16 protein-coding genes are annotated in these 15,955 nt (G+C 46.4%); 7 read left to right on the top strand and 9 right to left on the bottom strand.

The window, feature by feature from the left end; genetic code table 11:
- Nucleotides 1–103 precede the first annotated feature (103 nt).
- The gene (locus tag QZW47_RS20345) at nt 104–1,456 is read right to left on the bottom strand and encodes a peptidylprolyl isomerase (RefSeq protein WP_293130450.1); all 1,353 of its coding nucleotides are present in this window, start codon (nt 1,454–1,456) and stop codon (nt 104–106) included.
- Nucleotides 1,457–1,695: 239 nt separating this feature from the next.
- Here QZW47_RS20345 and QZW47_RS20350 point away from each other — a divergent pair, with 239 nt between their 5' ends.
- A complete protein-coding gene (locus QZW47_RS20350) occupies nt 1,696–2,247 on the top strand; it encodes a peroxiredoxin (protein WP_293130452.1) in 552 nt (183 codons plus the stop codon).
- A gap of 248 nt (nt 2,248–2,495) precedes the next feature.
- Here the strand turns inward: QZW47_RS20350 and QZW47_RS20355 are convergent, their stop codons facing one another.
- Nucleotides 2,496–3,035 carry a phosphate-starvation-inducible PsiE family protein gene (locus QZW47_RS20355; protein WP_293130454.1) on the bottom strand — a complete coding sequence of 180 codons (540 nt, stop codon included), beginning with the start codon at nt 3,033–3,035 and terminating at the stop codon, nt 2,496–2,498.
- 372 nt (nt 3,036–3,407) lie between these two features.
- Here QZW47_RS20355 and QZW47_RS20360 point away from each other — a divergent pair, with 372 nt between their 5' ends.
- Both QZW47_RS20360 and clpS read left to right on the top strand, forming a co-directional pair.
- The gene (locus QZW47_RS20360; protein WP_293130456.1) at nt 3,408–4,010 is read left to right on the top strand and encodes a superoxide dismutase; all 603 of its coding nucleotides are present in this window, start codon (nt 3,408–3,410) and stop codon (nt 4,008–4,010) included.
- 916 nt (nt 4,011–4,926) lie between these two features.
- Entirely contained in the window at nt 4,927–5,220 is a 294-nt protein-coding gene (clpS, locus tag QZW47_RS20365; protein WP_006633998.1) for an ATP-dependent Clp protease adapter ClpS, read from the top strand.
- Between the two features lie 229 nt (nt 5,221–5,449).
- Here clpS and QZW47_RS20370 read toward each other — a convergent pair whose 3' ends face one another.
- Together QZW47_RS20370 and QZW47_RS20375 are read right to left on the bottom strand one after the other, a co-directional pair.
- Nucleotides 5,450–5,947 (bottom strand): cupredoxin domain-containing protein, encoded by a 498-nt coding sequence (locus tag QZW47_RS20370; protein ID WP_293130458.1) that lies wholly within the window; start codon nt 5,945–5,947, stop codon nt 5,450–5,452.
- Nucleotides 5,948–6,121: 174 nt separating this feature from the next.
- Nucleotides 6,122–7,240 (bottom strand): tocopherol cyclase family protein, encoded by a 1,119-nt coding sequence (locus tag QZW47_RS20375; RefSeq protein ID WP_293130460.1) that lies wholly within the window; start codon nt 7,238–7,240, stop codon nt 6,122–6,124.
- 370 nt (nt 7,241–7,610) lie between these two features.
- Here QZW47_RS20375 and QZW47_RS20380 point away from each other — a divergent pair, with 370 nt between their 5' ends.
- A complete protein-coding gene (locus QZW47_RS20380; protein ID WP_293130462.1) occupies nt 7,611–8,192 on the top strand; it encodes an Npun_F5749 family FMN-dependent PPOX-type flavoprotein in 582 nt (193 codons plus the stop codon).
- 182 nt (nt 8,193–8,374) lie between these two features.
- Here the strand turns inward: QZW47_RS20380 and cysE are convergent, their stop codons facing one another.
- The 4 genes from cysE to QZW47_RS20395 all read right to left on the bottom strand — a co-directional run bounded on the left by cysE (nt 8,375) and on the right by QZW47_RS20395 (nt 11,679).
- Complete coding sequence (gene cysE / locus QZW47_RS20385) at nt 8,375–9,169, bottom strand: serine O-acetyltransferase (protein ID WP_293130464.1); 795 nt, start codon at nt 9,167–9,169, stop codon at nt 8,375–8,377.
- 402 nt (nt 9,170–9,571) lie between these two features.
- Entirely contained in the window at nt 9,572–9,715 is a 144-nt protein-coding gene (locus QZW47_RS30195) for a hypothetical protein (protein WP_366930909.1), read from the bottom strand.
- A 27-nt stretch (nt 9,716–9,742) separates the two neighbouring features.
- Nucleotides 9,743–10,831: a transposase gene (locus QZW47_RS20390; protein ID WP_293130466.1), complete on the bottom strand. Its 1,089-nt coding sequence runs from the start codon at nt 10,829–10,831 to the stop codon at nt 9,743–9,745.
- A gap of 365 nt (nt 10,832–11,196) precedes the next feature.
- Nucleotides 11,197–11,679 (bottom strand): hypothetical protein, encoded by a 483-nt coding sequence (locus QZW47_RS20395; protein ID WP_293130468.1) that lies wholly within the window; start codon nt 11,677–11,679, stop codon nt 11,197–11,199.
- Here QZW47_RS20395 and QZW47_RS20400 point away from each other — a divergent pair.
- From QZW47_RS20400 to mrdA, 3 genes are all read left to right on the top strand, one after another.
- Nucleotides 11,678–11,914: a hypothetical protein gene (locus tag QZW47_RS20400; RefSeq protein WP_293130470.1), complete on the top strand. Its 237-nt coding sequence runs from the start codon at nt 11,678–11,680 to the stop codon at nt 11,912–11,914. The genes QZW47_RS20395 and QZW47_RS20400 overlap by 2 nt on opposite strands.
- The gene (locus QZW47_RS20405) at nt 11,907–12,068 is read left to right on the top strand and encodes a hypothetical protein (protein ID WP_293130472.1); all 162 of its coding nucleotides are present in this window, start codon (nt 11,907–11,909) and stop codon (nt 12,066–12,068) included. The genes QZW47_RS20400 and QZW47_RS20405 overlap by 8 nt, the downstream gene beginning before the upstream one ends.
- Before the next feature lie 180 nt (nt 12,069–12,248).
- On the top strand, nt 12,249–14,063 hold the full coding sequence (gene mrdA, locus QZW47_RS20410; protein ID WP_293130646.1) for a penicillin-binding protein 2: 1,815 nt from the start codon (nt 12,249–12,251) through the stop codon (nt 14,061–14,063).
- Between the two features lie 115 nt (nt 14,064–14,178).
- Here the strand turns inward: mrdA and QZW47_RS20415 are convergent, their stop codons facing one another.
- A complete protein-coding gene (locus tag QZW47_RS20415) occupies nt 14,179–15,933 on the bottom strand; it encodes a DUF3352 domain-containing protein (protein ID WP_293130474.1) in 1,755 nt (584 codons plus the stop codon).
- Nucleotides 15,934–15,955: the final 22 nt, after the last annotated feature.

Genomic DNA, 15,955 nt, shown 5'->3' on the forward strand with positions numbered 1-15,955 from the left:
AATAGATCCTGTAGCAAGGGGCTGGCAGCTAATAAAATATATGGATATTGACCTGAAAACCATTGTAATTGGGTTGAGTTAACTCAACCCAATCTACTTAAAACTACCCAATTCTTAAGGCTGCATCGCCATTGGGTAAGTCATTAGGACGAGGAGGAAGCGTAGGTAAAGGAATTGCAAAGACTGCATTTCTAACTGAATCGACGGTAGCATTTTTAACAATAGCAGAAGACCCAGCTAAGTTAATTAAAGTATCGCTGCCAGATTGAGTGAATCTAGGATCCGATAATTGTCCTGTCACAGAAATGCGATCGCCTTCCGCTGGTTTAAAATCAAGTATGGTATGATTCGTTGGCAGTAGGAGAATAAAAGGAAGACTCGCAGGATCGACTCCGAGCAAAACAAAAGTATCTGCACCACTACCTCCAGTAATAGTATCGTTGCCTGTATCCCCAATCAAAATATCATTGCCATCCCCACCATTTAAGACATCATTACCTTGGCCACCCCGTAAAAAGTCGTTCCCAGCATCGCCATTAAGAGTATCGTCGCCGAAATTTCCGTTGATAATATCGTTACCAATACCGCCACTAATTAAATCGCTACCTTTGCCACCTCTGAGAAAGTCGTCCCCTCCTTCGCCGGTGATAGTATCGTTGCCTTTGCCACCGTTGATGGCATCATCAACCGGTGAACCGATAATGCGATCGTTTCCGCTACCTCCGCGCACGCCGGTGGGGTTTTGCTGCGAGTCTTGGGCGGTGACTTGATAGTTGTTCGGGGTATTAGGCAAGTTGAGCGATCGCAAAGGCAGATTTAGAAAATTGGTATTATTGACAAAACTGTTGAGTACAGCAGCATTAGTAATGATGCTGGAAGTCCGACTGGGGACAATTCCTCCAACGACTTTGGCGGTAGAAATGCGATCGCCCTGCTGCACCGCATTAACCGTATCAAAACCTTGAATTACATTACCAAAAACAGCATAATTGCCGTCCAAAAACGGCAAAGCATCCAAAGTAAAATAGAACTGCGAAGACGCCGAGTTCAAAGCACTAGAACGAGCCATAGCGACAGCCCCGCGAGTGTGCGGCAACTGCGGCGTCTGGGTGACAACTTGGTTGTAAACAGGTTGCGCCGCCCCTTGCGGCTTGATTTCCAAAGGAATAAAACGCGCCTGATTGGTATCCGGATCGATAAAATTACCCGTTCCCAACTGACTGGCGGGAATGCTAGTATCCTTGCTGCGCGGATCGCCCCCTTGCACCACAAAAGGATCGGGCTGGCGCACAACTCGGTGAAACATCACCCCGTCGTAAGTGCCGCGTTCAACTAAATCAACAAAATTGCCCCCAGTAATCGGGGCATTAGTGCCATCTACTTCGATCGTCACCGGTTGACCATTAATTACCTGGACTACTGTAACTTTGCCTGTTAAGGGGAGTGCAGCGCTCATAGATAAATTGCTATTTGAGTGAGTGATCTCTGGGTTTTCTACCAAATCCTGACCAAATATCCCCTTGACTTCTTAGCCCGCCTCCGCGGGCTTCGTCTGTCGAGAAGCGGTTTTAACCGCCGAATCATCAAAGGGGTGCGTAGCTCGGATTTAGTGCTAGAAGCAATCCGCGAATTGCCCCTACCCATTTAATCAGAAAACTGTAAACTTGTGTTAAGTACAGTTTTACTTGTGAATTTATGATTTCCCGCCGCAAGTTTTCTACCACTTTATTGGCAATTTGTCTAGCCTTTCTGAGTTTGATTTTTACTCCCGAAGCCTTTGCCCTCGGCGGCACGCTGCCGGGGGTGAATCAAGCAGCACCCGATTTTAGTTTGCCGACAAACAGCCGCGACGGACAAGTATCGCTGTCCGATTATCGCGGTAAATGGCTGGTAGTCTACTTTTATCCCAAAGATTTTACATCCGGTTGTACGATCGAAGCGCGTCGGTTCCAGCAAGACTTACCAAAATACTTAGCAAAAAACACTCAAATTATCGGGATTAGTGCCGATGATGTCAACTCCCACGCGGAATTTTGCGATTCTGAAGGTTTGAAATTTCCGCTGTTAGCCGATACCGACGGCAAAGTGAGTAAAGCTTACGGTTCTTGGATGAGTTTCATCTCGGCACGGCACAGTTTTATAATTGACCCGGAAGGCATTTTGCGCGAAACTTTTGTCAAAATTAATCCATCGATTCACTCCAAAGAAGTCTTAGCTCGTTTAAGCGAATTGCAGGCTAACGGCTAATATTGTGTCACAGCGTCGAATAACCGTAAAAATAGGTTTGTAGTGAGGACTTTAGTCCTTCTTCAGGATTGTATCGAATAACCGTAAAAATAGGTTTGTAGTGAGGACTTTAGTCCTTCTTCAGGATTTTATAAGGACTAAAGTCCTCACTACAAACCTTATATTACTTATTTTACGGAAGATGATGCCTGGTAACGAGACAAGCTGTAAACTCAATCTAAAATCTAAAATAGGCTGTCGGGCCACAATCAATGAGAATTAAACTTGCTATTGACTCCAACAGGATCGGCAGAAGATTCAGAGCCTGACAGATTCCTCTTTCTGTTAGCAATACGGCGTTCCGGGTCAATACCCTCGAAAGTTGGCGGCAACCAAACTCGGATGACCAACAATACTCCCAAAACCAGCAAAAATCCACCTGTTGATAATATTTGAATCCAGGGAGTTTCTAAAACTCCCCGCACGATAACTTCTCGTAAAACAGAAACTATACAAACTTCCACAGCCACACCAATCGAAACCCGCTGCTCTTGCAAGTAAATAATGAGCAGCCGAAACAATTCCACCAAAACCAATAAAAATAAAATATCTGCCGTCACTTCCTGAAAATTCAAAGGAGGCAATAGCGAGAAAAACATTTCTCGCAGTTCGAGCACCATGAAGCAGAACAAACCGATGCACAAAGAAATGACAATTAAGTCTTGAACTGTTTCCAGACCGCTGACTATTAGTTTCAAATTCAACCATTGCGGGGGGTGGGTGGTCTGGTTATTTGAACGGTTTTCCATTGAAGACTCCTGGAATCTGTGGGACTTCCTTACAGCTTAAGTTAAATTGAGCTGATCTGTGCCAAAAAACAGGTTTAATTTATTTATAACCATCATCAAACTTCCGCCTGCGGACAATTTCCCCAAAACTTTTATTTATCGCGTAGGTGGGTTGACTTTTTGCAATGGTTTGTGCTATGTGAAACCTGCGATTAGTAAATTTGGTGAAAACCAGAATCCAAAATCCTAAAAAGCTGCAACTGAGATAAAATATAAAAATTGTAAAGAATTATTTACGACAGCTTGATAAACTCAAGCTAGCGACTCTAGGCTCAAATCAAACAAAAGCCGGAAAGTCAACCTAAAAAAGCCACCAAGAGAGGATTGAACACAATGGCATTTACACTCGCACCATTACCCTTCGCCGCTGACGCCTTAGAGTCAGGTCATATGTCGGCAAACACGTTTTCGTTCCACCACGACAAGCACCACGCTGCTTACGTGACCAACCTCAACAAATTGATTGAAGGCACCGAACTAGCCAGCAAATCTCTCGAAGAAATTGTCATGGAATCTGCTAAAGATCCATCCAAAGCCGGCATTTTCAACAATGCAGGTCAAGTTTGGAACCACAATTTCTTTTGGAATTCGCTCAAACAGGGCGGCGGCGGCACTCCGACAGGAGCTTTAGCTGAAAAAATCAACGCCGACTTCGGCAGCTTTGACAAATTCAAAGAAGAATTCAAGGCTGCGGCGACAACTCAGTTCGGCAGCGGTTGGGCTTGGCTGGTTTTGGACAACGGCACTTTGAAAGTTACCAAAACTGCGAACGCTGACACTCCAGTAGCACACGGCCAAACTCCGTTGTTGACTTTGGATGTGTGGGAACACGCTTATTATTTGGATTTCCAAAATCGCCGTCCCGACTACATTACTAATTTCTTGGATAATTTGGCTAACTGGGATTTCGCAGCAGCCAATTTGGCAGCGGCTTAGTAGTATAGGATTCTGAGGACTGAAGTCCTCACTACAAACTTAATAGGTTCGTAGTGAGGACTTCAGTCCTTCTTCATGATAATGTTTTAAACAAAGTTGGTATTCCAAGACGAAAGGGAAACAAGGTTCGCTCCGTTATTGGTATAAGTAATACCAATTTAAAAAAGTCTTGCTAAAGTTGTCATTCCTATACAAATAATTTTTAATTCGCCGAACTCGCAGGCCGGATCAAGCAATACCGTTTCCCTACAGATGCTTGGCTATTGGTCGTTTGACTTGTTACCAGGCTGGAGTTTATTAACAGTAAAATTTTTGCCCTAAGCCACCCTGCAATAACTAGATAATCGGGGCTTCAAGAATCTGCTGTATTAGCCGAAAAAAACAGCTTTCAACATTCCTTTACCTTGGTGTAGTTCAGCTAAAACCCTAATTTTTTTACAGAAATTCTGCATCTTGTAATTGCTGTTATGAAGCGTTAGGTAGATATTCCACCGCTGCGATTCTGGAGGCGATGATTTGTTTTTTGCTGGGGTTGAGGAGATGACGAGCGCGCTTTTGACGGTTCACCGGAGCCAACCCCCGCTACCCGCTGATTCAAGATTGAAAGCAACTGCTGCTGCAAGCATACGTTAGGGGCGACAGTTCGGAGGTGGATTCGATCGACAGTTAACGGTAGTTTAACGGGCGCGGTGCATCTCACGAGCAGCCAGAAACCGGGTTTTTTAACCAAAATCCTGGGTAAAAACCCTCAATCTCCTAGAAACCCCGTTTCTTGCTCGGGAGTCCTAAAATCTCAAATCTTAAATCGCCCAAGCCGATCGCGCTGGCGAGTAGGGGTGGAAAACTTGTGAAATTGTGTTATAGTGCCAGAGGTAACTCTTTGACAAATTTTGTAGTATCAGTGGCTGTTCGCGCGATGACCTCTTCACCAACCATAGCACCCGTTCGATCGAGTCAAGTTACCCGAAAGCCTTATCCAAATTACCGGGTAATAGTTCTCAACGACGATTTCAATACATTTCAGCACGTTGTGGAATGTCTGACCAAATACATTCCAGGGATGACGAGCGATCAAGCTTGGAAACTCGCCAACCAAATTCACCACGAAGGCCAAGCCACCGTCTGGGTAGGCCCGCAAGAACAAGCAGAACTTTATCATATGCAATTGAGCCGTGCTGGGCTGACAATGGCTCCCCTAGAGTCTACTTAACCGCTATTGACAATCCTGCACGCATTTTAACCAAAATCTCTCTCTTTTTTATGAGCCGCGAGATGAAAGCAATCTCAGCCTCAAAAAGATTGCTTAGCGTGTCAAGCCAACGGGTGAGTAGGTATTTTTACAGGCCAATCCCAGTCCCATGTTTGTACATTTTGAGCGTCAGACTTGTTTTCGTATGAGACAAGAATTAGTCAAACTCTTAATGTATTATTAACAGGCCTTAAGAGGCGATCGCAATTTTGCCAATCATCCCCGCCTCTGTATGTCCGGCTACCGTACACCGCAGGTTGTAGGTTCCCGATTTCACCGGCACGAACACCCATTCTGCCACAGCCCCGGGCTTCAGTTCCAGTTCGTGAACGCCTCCTTTAATTTCCACATTACCAGCTTCAACTTTTTGAGTCCAACTTGCATCAGCAAAGTTTTTTGAAGTGAAATAATGTTTCTGCGAACTGGGATTTTTTAGCACTAATTTGTAGCGTTTTCCAGACTCAAATTCTAGCTGATTTGGAAAAAATTTTAGTTCCCCGGCTTCGTTACCCAAGCTAACAGTAATTTCCGTGATTGGTTGGCGAGACAAATCGCCAGCACTCGCAACTGTCGTCGGCATCAAGATTGTGCCGAAACAAAAAAATAGCCCCACAATCACCTTCAGAGTTTTTTGTAACCGCTGGCTGCGGTAGAATTTTCCTAATTGCAAACCGAGTAAATTTATCATGGCTGTTCTGCTAATGTTAACTGATATCATCTCCGAGGGAACAGTAACAAAATTGGTTCGATCGTTCGGAATGCGATTCCTCTGAATTATGCGGACTAAAGTCCTCACTACAAACCGTTTTTATTACTGGTAATTTAGCGGACATAATATGACTGATGACTGATGACTAATGACTTAATTCGATCGCCAAACTTCATCCCAAGGCCCGCCGCCAACTTCCAAACCAGACAAAGAGCTCTGAGCCTCTAGGATAATTTTAGAACGCTGCTTGCCATTTTTTTCAACATTTCCCCCCAACAATTCCCGCAGTTGCAAGCGCAATTCGCCGTGAGTCGTATCCCGACAACAAAAAGCCATCCCCTGGGCTGTAGGAGTTCGCACGTAAGTACCCGGAGAGCTTGCAGTCCCAATTAACTCTACTTCAAACTGACTGTTTCTTGCCCGCATTGTCCAGCTTCCCCAAGGTTCAATATTCCAACTAACTTGGGAATTCCAAGGTACAAATTCGTAGAATTTGCCTCGGTAATGGATGCCAATCATTGCCACCGATTCCATCCACCACAGCACGCCCCGCTTGCCGCCGCCAGCAGTTAAAGCTAAATCGCTTTCGCCTTGAAAACAATTGCAATTAATCCAAAACCACTTTTGGGGAAAAGCACCGCCCCAGTTTTTTTCGCTGTAAGCGGGAGCATCTTTAAATTCGTAGCGCTCGCCGTTCCAATCTATCCAGCCTGTGGCTAAGCCGTGAGCCATTAAAATTTGCCATCCAGGCTCAAATACGGGCAGAAAAGATAGCATTCCCGCTGTGGATTTCTGGAGTTCGTCAGAGTTTCCCCAACCGTAAACAGGCTTTATTTCGTACTGCCAAAAACAGTGATTGCGACTTCCCGGATCGTGCAAATAACCTTGATTCAAAGTGGCAGTAGCTTGATAGCCTTCTTCGACGCGGCTGTCGAATACTTGCGGTTCTAAATATTGTGGTTTGATTTGTAAATCTGTTTTTCCCCAATGTCCGAAACCCAAGCTTTCTCTGTGCGCCCAAAACTTGTTGACATCGGGGAATGTGCGGCACAAATAGCTATCTTTGGGGCCGAGAATTTGAGCTGCACCGCCGCTGTAAGGTTGACCGCCTCTGGGGTCTTCGATGGAATACATGAAGGCAAAGGATTGTTCGTGAATTGGTAATGTTATTCGGTAGTACCAGCCTTCAAAAAAGCGCCGGGAACTGCTGTCCCAGTGGTAGCCGCTGTGGGGAGTTTCAATGTTGTTGATTTTTGAGAGTGCATTTGACATAAAATTACTAATAGTAGAAAAGAGTCATTTGTCATTGGTCATTGGTCATTGGTCATTGGTCATTGGTCATTGGTCATTAGAAGACCGGGCGGTTTCAACCGCGTCTACACAAACACTCACGCGCCTGGTGCAGGTTGAAGATGGAGTGGTTAAATAAAATTACCTTATTGTCGACCGTCGGCGTCCGGCGGACTTCGTTTGTGTAGACGCGGTTTCAACCGCCGTCTTACCGATTACCGATTACCGATTACCGATTACCGATTACCGATTACCGATTACCGATTACCGATTACTAATTCCCAATTCCCAATTACTGATTACCCATTACCCATTACCCATTACCCATTACCAATATGATAGGTTATTAATTATGTCTTTAGCACTTTGGCGATCGCCTTTAGCGCGAGCCCTTCACCGGAACCGCAGTCTTGCTTATGCCCGCTACTTGCAACTAGCAACGGTTCGGGCTGACGGGCGTCCCGCTAACCGCACTGTGGTGTTTCGAGGCTTTTTGGCAGACACCAATCAGTTAAAGTTTATTACAGATATTCGCAGTCAAAAGGTAGAGGAAATTAACCTCTATCCTTGGGGGGAGATTTGCTGGTATTTCCCTAAAACTCGCGAACAATTTCGGATTGCTGGAAAGTTAGTTTTGGTGGGGGCAGATTGTTTGGATTCAGAGTTGTGCACGGGGCGCCGCACAGCTTGGCAGGAGCTTTCTGAGGGGGCGCGGGTGCAGTTTGCTTGGCCTCGTCCAGGGGCAGAAAAAGCGGATGTTAGTGCTTTTGAGTGTGCTGCCCCGGATGCGATCGCTCCGCTGCCTAATTTTTGCTTGTTGTTGTTGGAACCGGAAACGGTGGATTTGTTGGAGTTGCGGGGGGAACCGCAGAATCGATCGCTCTATGGGCGCGACGGCGAGGGAAATTGGTTTGTGCGATCGGTCAATCCGTAAAAAATTAAAAATTAAAAACACAAAGTGGCATTTTTAATTTTTAATTTTCAACTCATCCCAATTTCCCAAAAGAATGCAACTGTATGCTCTTCCAAATATTATGCAGTCAGTCTTTCTCCATTCTTGAATGGAAAATCGAAAATCGAAAATCGAAAATCGAAAATCGAAAATCGAAAATGGCATCAGATGCCGCTGCCGTCGAAAAATTCTTGAATTGCTTTATCTGTTAACTGACAAGCGGTAGTAGCAACTTGGGTTTTTTCAGCTACAGCTACATTGCTGGTTTGATTTAAAGTTGGGAATGCTGAAGGGGAATTGGGAACAGAAGTTAAAGTGGCAGATGCTTGAGGAATCAAACTTTTTACTTGCTGTTCGAGGGACTCGATGCGATCGAGCAAAGAGCGAATTACCACAGCTTCCGAATCCGGCAAACTGCCGTGTTCCAAGGGATTGACGCGCACTCCCGATCGATAAACGATCCTGCCGGGAATCCCTACTACGGTGCAGTCAGAGGGTACGTCGCGGAGGACGACGGAACCTGCACCGATGCGAACGTTGTTGCCAATTAGCAGATTGCCTAGTACCTTGGCGCCGGCACCGACAACTACATTTTCGCCGACGGTAGGGTGACGTTTGCCGCTTTCTTTGCCTGTGCCGCCGAGGGTGACGCCTTGGTAAATTAGGGCAAAATCGCCGATTATCGCTGTTTCACCGATTACAACCCCCATACCGTGGTCGATGAAGACGCTTTTGCCGATCGTCGCCCCCGGGTGAATTTCTATTCCGGTCAAAAAGCGGGCTATGTGGGAAATCAAGCGGGGGATGAAGGGAATTCCCAGCACGTAAAGCCAGTGTGCGAGGCGGTGCAGCACTAGGGCCTGAAGGCCTGGGTAACAAAACAACACTTCCAGCCAGTTGCGAGCGGCAGGGTCGCGATCGAAAATTATATTGAAGTCAGCTCTAAGAGTCTTTAGCACTTTCGGAGTTACCAATTTTGGTTAAACACGGCACTTTCGATCTTACATTTTACTCGATGGGGAGGTTAGCGGCGGATCTGTCGCTGGGGGGGAGTGGGAGATTGCGGGAGTTGGCCAGGGGGAGATTGGGGGAGATTGGGGGATAATTTGAGGATATTCGATCGTCCCCATGCCGCAGCGCCGCTGCGTTCTATCAAAAAACGTCGTAGTACCCCATAATCGAGAGGCCCAGAAACAGCAACGCGCCTTTCGTAGCCGAACGCCTTGGGGATTTGACACTCTCAGCGCTAAAGCGACTGAGATTGTTAAGATTTTGCAACCTTAATATCCTGATTGCTCAGGTTCCCAAACTCACCGCGTTTGCTCTTTGAGCGCGGTGATACCTTTTGGGCGTTTAGATGACTAGCACCAAGTTTCGCGTCCTGGCCCACGTACTATTGTCAAAGCTCTATCTCTAATGGTTTTTGCAGCGCCAATATCGGCGTGTTCGTGATAGCCACATTCGACACAGATGAACTTTTCTCCATCTCTATTCGATTTGTCGATATGACCGCAATTTCTGCATTCTTGGCCTTAGTGTTTAGGATTGATTTTAATTGCGATTTTTCCTTGCTTCACAGCAAGATACTCAATCTTCAAGATCAATTCACCCCAACCTGCATCAGAGATAGAACGATTCAAACCCTTCTTTCTAGATTGTCCATTCTTCAGGAATCTCCCATTGTCATTTTTCACCTTAGATCGGCGCATCATCCCAGAGATGTTTAAATCTTCTAGGGCAATTACATCGACGTTGCGAGACACAATCTTGTCAGCAACTTTCCATTGATGCGCTTGGCGTTTATTACCAATCTTTTGATGAAATCGCCCAACTCTGATAGCCGCTTTTTTGCGGTTTTTGCTACCTTTGACCTTACGGCTAACTCGCCTTTGTCTAATTTTCAGAGTCCACTTAGCTTTTTTGTTGGTTGCAAACTTGGGATTCTCGATTTGATGTCCATCAGAAAGGTGAACCAGCTTAGTTATTCCTAAATCGCACCCTATTACTTTGGGATGATCACTAAGCAGTTTAGCGCTGTATTCAGGTACAGCTTTATCCTCTATTCTGATGGAAATATACCAACCATTTTGACGTTTTCTAACCGTGCAAGCCTTGATGGTAAATCCATCTGGGATTGAACGAGAGTTATGAAATCGCATCCAGCCCAGTTTAGGGAGATAGATTTTATTGCCCTTTAGTTTTACGCCCATCACATAAGTAAAAGACGTAAAGTTGCTATGGTTTTTGAACCTGGGAAATCCTCTGCCTTCAAAGAAATTCTTATAAGCAGTGTCTAAGCGTTTAACATTCTGTTGTAGAACTGTTGAATCTATTTGAGCATACCAAGGTCTAGCAATTTTCAATTCTGGCAATGCTGTAATTTGAATGTCCGCCGCACTTATACGGGGATTTCTAGCCTTACCTTCTCGATCAAACTTATCCTCTTTCCAGGGATTTCCGGTTGCGCCACTTTTGCTGACGAAACAGGTTAACGGTGAAACTTCGCCATAAGTTCTAATATCGCAGTAGTCGCCTTGGATAAACTGTTGGCTGTATTGGGTAATTCTGTCATTTAGACACCAGTTGTAATGACTTCTAAGCATATTTACCCAAGCCGACATTTTTAAGACTTGCGTTTGATTGGGGCGCAATTTGTAAATATAGTTTGTTAGCAATCTCACTCACCTCCTTGTTCATATCTTAATATAGCAGTCGCCTTTTAAATATTAAGAATCAAGAAAGATTCACGGCGGTTTAAACCGCCCGTGCCGCTTACATCTCATGGCTAAAGCCGATGAGTTTTTCGCTTGCCGAACTTTTTTTATAAGACGCGGGGATGAGTAATTATTCCCTCGACTCTATCAAAGTAGCTACAATTTTCGGGTTTAACCTGGAAGGAGTAAGTAGAGGGGTTTTGAGTGCTCCTGTCAGAGTTCCGCTTTGGAACTAACTACGAATGCCCATCCGCCATGGGGTGGGGTTACACTCAATCTTGTACTGAGATCGTATAGTTAGACTTGACTCCTGGTTCGACGGTGCCTACCCAAATCTTGTAAGAGCCTGCTTGCCAATCTGAATCAACAATGCCAGCATCTTTATTCTGACCTGCATCGTCTCCGCAGCGCACGGTGTTACCGGGGCCTTGTACGAGTAAAGTTGTGTCGGTGCCGCCGCTGTTAATTTGGATTGTGAGTTTTGAAAAGTTTTGCTGTAAAAGTATGATGTGGTCGGGTGTTGGGGTGGCAAAACCCAAACATTTGTTTTTGTGGCGATCGGTGTTGGTAATGGCAGATAGAGAGTACGATCCGCCTGTGGAACCTCTCAAAACTGCTGTTGGGTACCCAAAACCTCGCGATAAAGTTAAAGTGCCGAAATTGGCTGTTTCTGCTAAAACTGGTAGGGTGGCGATCGCACCGATCGCAGCCAAGATCGCACCGTTTTTGAAATGGGCTCGCGGATTAAAAAACATGGCAATACTCCTCTGTCACAACTTAAAATCACAACTCAGAATTTCCCATCGCAGCCCCAAAAATCAGATTTTTGGAGGAAGAATAATTTCTTTTGATGAAGTTCAAAACCTTCAGGCTTCTGTTCCTTATTTCTATCAGGACAATACCTGCGCGATCGCCCTGGCTCGTGCCACTGTGAGTTCTGCCACACGCGATCGGCTCCTATCCGCAATTGTACTGTGTCAAGATGGTTAATTTGATACTGCTCGCCTGTCTGTTGGCGATCGCTTCCCTATCCGCCCAGGTTTTGCTATGGTTGCCTATGGGTTTGTCGGGCTGGCTCCACCTCCCCAATTGGCTGAGCCTAACGTTGGTGTTGCTAGCTATTTCTTGGTGTTTGGGCGATTAGTCACCATTTGTAAGTCATGACTGATTAATTAACCGCAAATTATCAACCGCTCCGCTTCGCCGAACGGTAGTTGCCAGTAACTGTTGCTCGCAGCTATTGGCTCGCCCCCGACCTGATAGTGTATACTTCACAGTTGAGAATCAGGTATCTAAAATCTAGGATTTGACATCTACCTATAGAATGATGCAACGAGAAATTTCTGCGCTCTCTGGATTTCGCTCGAATGACAAAACCCTAGGGGAAAGTCCTAAGAAACATTCGCGTCCAATACACCGGGCGATCGTGTTAATGCTGGTGGCAACAGGTTTGCTGAGCCTCCACGCTAGTCGGCTGGTGGAATTGCAACTGGTACAAGGAAAGCAAAATCGAGAACGAGCCGAAAACAATCGCGTTCGCTTAGTGCCGATGCCGGCGAATCGCGGACACATTGTCGATCGCAAAGGCAAGCTGTTAGCGGCAAACAATTTAGCTCGATCGGTCTATGTGTGGCCCAAAGAACAAACGCCGGAACAGTGGAAAGTCACAGCAGACAAATTGAGCCAGCTCCTGAAAATCCCGGCAAAAGAAATTTTACAAAAAATAAAACAGGTCGATCCTCTATCCTACAGACCGGTGCGGCTCAAGCAAGCGATGCCGCCGGAGGTGTTTGTGCCGCTAGCAGAACAGGTGGGACAAATGCGGGGAGTGGAAGTGCGGCCAGAAGCGAGTCGCTACTATCCCGAAGGCAGTGTGGCAGCTCACGTTCTCGGGTATATTGGCGAAGCTACCGCAGAAGACTTGAAAGCTCACCCGGAATATCCGATGGGGATGATTGTCGGTCAGATGGGGGTTGAAGCGAGTTCTAACAAGCAGATTGCGGGAGTTTGGGGCGATCGGCTGATCGAGGTAAACGCACAAAACCAAGAATTGCGGCTGATGGGAGAGACACCGCCCAAACCGGGCGAGGCGGTGCAGCTAACTATAGATTTGTCGATGCAAAAAGCAGCCGAAACAGCCCTCGGGAACCGCCGGGGAGCAGTAGTGGCCCTGGATGTGAAAACCGGTGGCGTATTAGTTTTGGCCAGCCACCCGACTTTTGACCCCAATCTGTTTACGCGAAAAATCACTAAGGATGACTGGGCGACTCTTCAAGACTTGGAAAATCCATTTTTGAATCGGGCGATGCAGGGCTATCCCCCCGGGAGCACTTTTAAAATTGTGACTTCCGTCGCCGGCATGGAGTCGGGCAAGTTTTCGGCAGACTCAATTGTCGGTACCTCGTCTTACATTACTGTGGGGGGAATTGATTTTAACGAACACAGCGGGGGTTACGGCAACATCGGCTTTCGGGATGCCTTGGCTTTCAGTAGCAATACGTTTTTTTATCAAGTCGGGATTAGTACGGGCCCGGAGGAAATTGCTAAGTGGGGACACCGCTTGGGAATTGGCAAGGATACGGATTTGAAGCTTTTGGGCCTAGGCGGCGGCGATCACGGTCAAATGCCGACTCCAGCGGAGAAGGAACAAATCTATAAAGAACCTTGGTATGCTGGCGATACGGTAACGATGTCGATCGGTCAGGGGTTCGTGTTGGTGACTCCTTTGGAGGCGGCGGTGATGGTGAGTTCGATCGCCAATGGTGGTAATCGCGTCAAGCCGCATCTTTTGACTTCTGAGACTGGCAAGCCTGAGACAAAACCAGTACCTACGGGGATTAAACCTGCGACAGTTAAGGTGATTAAAGAAGGACTCGTGGCAGTAGTTACCGACGGTACGGGACAAGGACTCAATGACGGTTCAATTCCACTGACGGCGGGCAAAACAGGGACTTCGGAGGTGATCGGACAGAAGGATCACTCGCTATATGTAGCCTATGGGCCTGCTGACAAGCCGGAAATTGCGATCGCCGTGGTTGTAGAAAATGGCGGTTTTGGTTCGATCGCGGCAGCGCCGATCGCGAAAGAGGTATTTCAAGCTTATTTTGGGACACCGAAAAAGCCTGTCAACCCTCAGTAAGTAGTCCTAGGTTTGTAGTAAGGACTTTAGTCCTTCCTCTAAATTTTCAGAGGAAGGACTAAAGTCCTCACTACGAACCTTTACAGATTGCGGGTACACGGAATTGGGTTGATGACTAATTCAGCCGCATAAATATTGTGGCTTTGCGAATTCCTGTTATTTCTCCCGTACTCGTAACGGTTAACGATCGCAAGTGGTCAAAAAGTGGTCTTGCAGAAAGTTCAATTAACCTCAACAGCGGGATTTGTTTTTCCCAAATTGCTCTGCTGGAGGGCCAGTCTAAATAAAAATAGCCGTCGTTAGCTGGCGGTAGCGGTTCGATGCTAATTTGAAAGTCTTGATTTGCCACCAAAGAGCCTGTTTCGGCTGCTGTAAGCGCTGCGTCCATTGCTTCTACTGATGTAGTGAAAATTTCGTATTTCCCGATTGTGGCTCGAACTCCTTTCGCCTCGGTTTCGATCGCGCTTTTTCTATTATTTTTCATATCGTAACTCTGGCTCGTTGTCAACTGCGTCCAAGCGGTAATTTTCTGATTTCTGAGAGTGAAGCTGCCGATGCTGTATTCTTTGCTGCGGGCAATTTCATCGAGTTTGTCGATCGCCTTTTGAGTATCAGCAGATTTCTCGGCCGCAAAAATCCAGTCGGGAGTGTTTGACGAACTCGGAACCACTGCTAAAGCGTATTCTGCTTGTACCCAGTTAAATATGTCCTGGGGCAAATTGACGCCCCAGAGTTGCTGAATATCTGCGAGCGCGCGATCGACTAATTTTGACACTTCTGGGTTAGCGGACACCGACGATGACAAATCACCCCAAAGATTCTTTAAATCGGTGCTGGCGACGGCGAAAGGACTAGCTGATGGAATATATTGCAAGGCTTTGACTGGTTCCGAGAGTGTGGGAGAAGCTGTTTGTTCTCGCGATGTCACTAAAGCAGTTTGAGCCAGCAATCCGCGTCGGTTGACTCCGACAGCAACTGCGACAGAATTGGGGGAAACTTGGGGATTTTGCTTGCTTGCAGGCTGCGGGAAATTTACAAATCCTAAACCTATTCTGCCTTGAGTTAGCTGCTGGACAGCTTTTTGATATTCGGGGTTATTTTCAAGATTGAGGTTGGTTGATTCAACGTTATTAATGGCATCTCGCAGCACGTTTGGACTGTTGGCAAATAAAACAAAACTGTTATTTACTGAATCAGAACTGCCGCCGATTGCCGCCGTCGCGAAGCTGGCTGGCAAACTTGAATTCGGCAGATTTAGCGGGTTGAAACTCGAAATTATATCGGTTTTTTTGTTTGGTATTGGTGATTCTTTATAATATATTTTGACACCTTTATATAGTTCCGACTGCACTGTTTTCTCCTGGCGAGATGCTTTTTGCCAGTAGGAGGTGAGAAATTTTTGGCTGCGATCGGCATTTTGGGAGGAAACCGCCAGCAGAAACCCGGTTTGTTGGCCTTTGCTGCGATCGCGATCGTCGAAATCGGGATTTGTGGCGGCGAGGGTAATTTCGTCACCTATCCAAGGTTGGATATCGCGACTGTAATCGAGATCTGTATTGGCGAGGAGACTTTTTTTGATTTGCTCGAATTCAGCGTGCGATCGGCTTCTTTCTTCGGGAGAAGCAAAGATTTGCCGCAATGCTTCGAGGCGATCGGGATTTACCAGCATTGAAACTAACCAAGGTGCTTGTTTCGAGACAAACACAGCCGCAGCCGGAGTCGTTGTCGGCCCGCCCGTGAGCAAATTCAGGGGAGTTTTGGTTGACAGCCAGTAAAAACCACCTGCACCCAAGGCTAAGAGTGCCAAAACGCCAGCAATGAGGAAAGAAAAGAACGATCGCAGCTTCATACAACAAGGACTAATGACCACAGTCTATTCTTAACCACAGTAG

Source organism: Microcoleus sp. bin38.metabat.b11b12b14.051 (genome assembly GCF_013299165.1).
Taxonomy (GTDB): Bacteria; Cyanobacteriota; Cyanobacteriia; order Cyanobacteriales; family Microcoleaceae; genus Microcoleus.

What these genes read in the sequence shown, in the direction of transcription:
- QZW47_RS20345 (WP_293130450.1), bottom strand. Translation starts at nt 1,456, where the DNA reads ATGAGCGCTGCACTCCCCTTAACAGGCAAAGTTACAGTAGTCCAGGTA.
- QZW47_RS20350 (WP_293130452.1), top strand. Translation starts at nt 1,696, where the DNA reads ATGATTTCCCGCCGCAAGTTTTCTACCACTTTATTGGCAATTTGTCTA.
- QZW47_RS20355 (WP_293130454.1), bottom strand. Translation starts at nt 3,035, where the DNA reads ATGGAAAACCGTTCAAATAACCAGACCACCCACCCCCCGCAATGGTTG.
- QZW47_RS20360 (WP_293130456.1), top strand. Translation starts at nt 3,408, where the DNA reads ATGGCATTTACACTCGCACCATTACCCTTCGCCGCTGACGCCTTAGAG.
- clpS (WP_006633998.1), top strand. Translation starts at nt 4,927, where the DNA reads ATGACCTCTTCACCAACCATAGCACCCGTTCGATCGAGTCAAGTTACC.
- QZW47_RS20370 (WP_293130458.1), bottom strand. Translation starts at nt 5,947, where the DNA reads ATGATAAATTTACTCGGTTTGCAATTAGGAAAATTCTACCGCAGCCAG.
- QZW47_RS20375 (WP_293130460.1), bottom strand. Translation starts at nt 7,240, where the DNA reads ATGTCAAATGCACTCTCAAAAATCAACAACATTGAAACTCCCCACAGC.
- QZW47_RS20380 (WP_293130462.1), top strand. Translation starts at nt 7,611, where the DNA reads ATGTCTTTAGCACTTTGGCGATCGCCTTTAGCGCGAGCCCTTCACCGG.
- QZW47_RS20390 (WP_293130466.1), bottom strand. Translation starts at nt 10,831, where the DNA reads ATGTCGGCTTGGGTAAATATGCTTAGAAGTCATTACAACTGGTGTCTA.
- QZW47_RS20400 (WP_293130470.1), top strand. Translation starts at nt 11,678, where the DNA reads ATGGCAATACTCCTCTGTCACAACTTAAAATCACAACTCAGAATTTCC.
- QZW47_RS20395 (WP_293130468.1), bottom strand. Translation starts at nt 11,679, where the DNA reads ATGTTTTTTAATCCGCGAGCCCATTTCAAAAACGGTGCGATCTTGGCT.
- QZW47_RS20405 (WP_293130472.1), top strand. Translation starts at nt 11,907, where the DNA reads ATGGTTAATTTGATACTGCTCGCCTGTCTGTTGGCGATCGCTTCCCTA.
- mrdA (WP_293130646.1), top strand. Translation starts at nt 12,249, where the DNA reads ATGATGCAACGAGAAATTTCTGCGCTCTCTGGATTTCGCTCGAATGAC.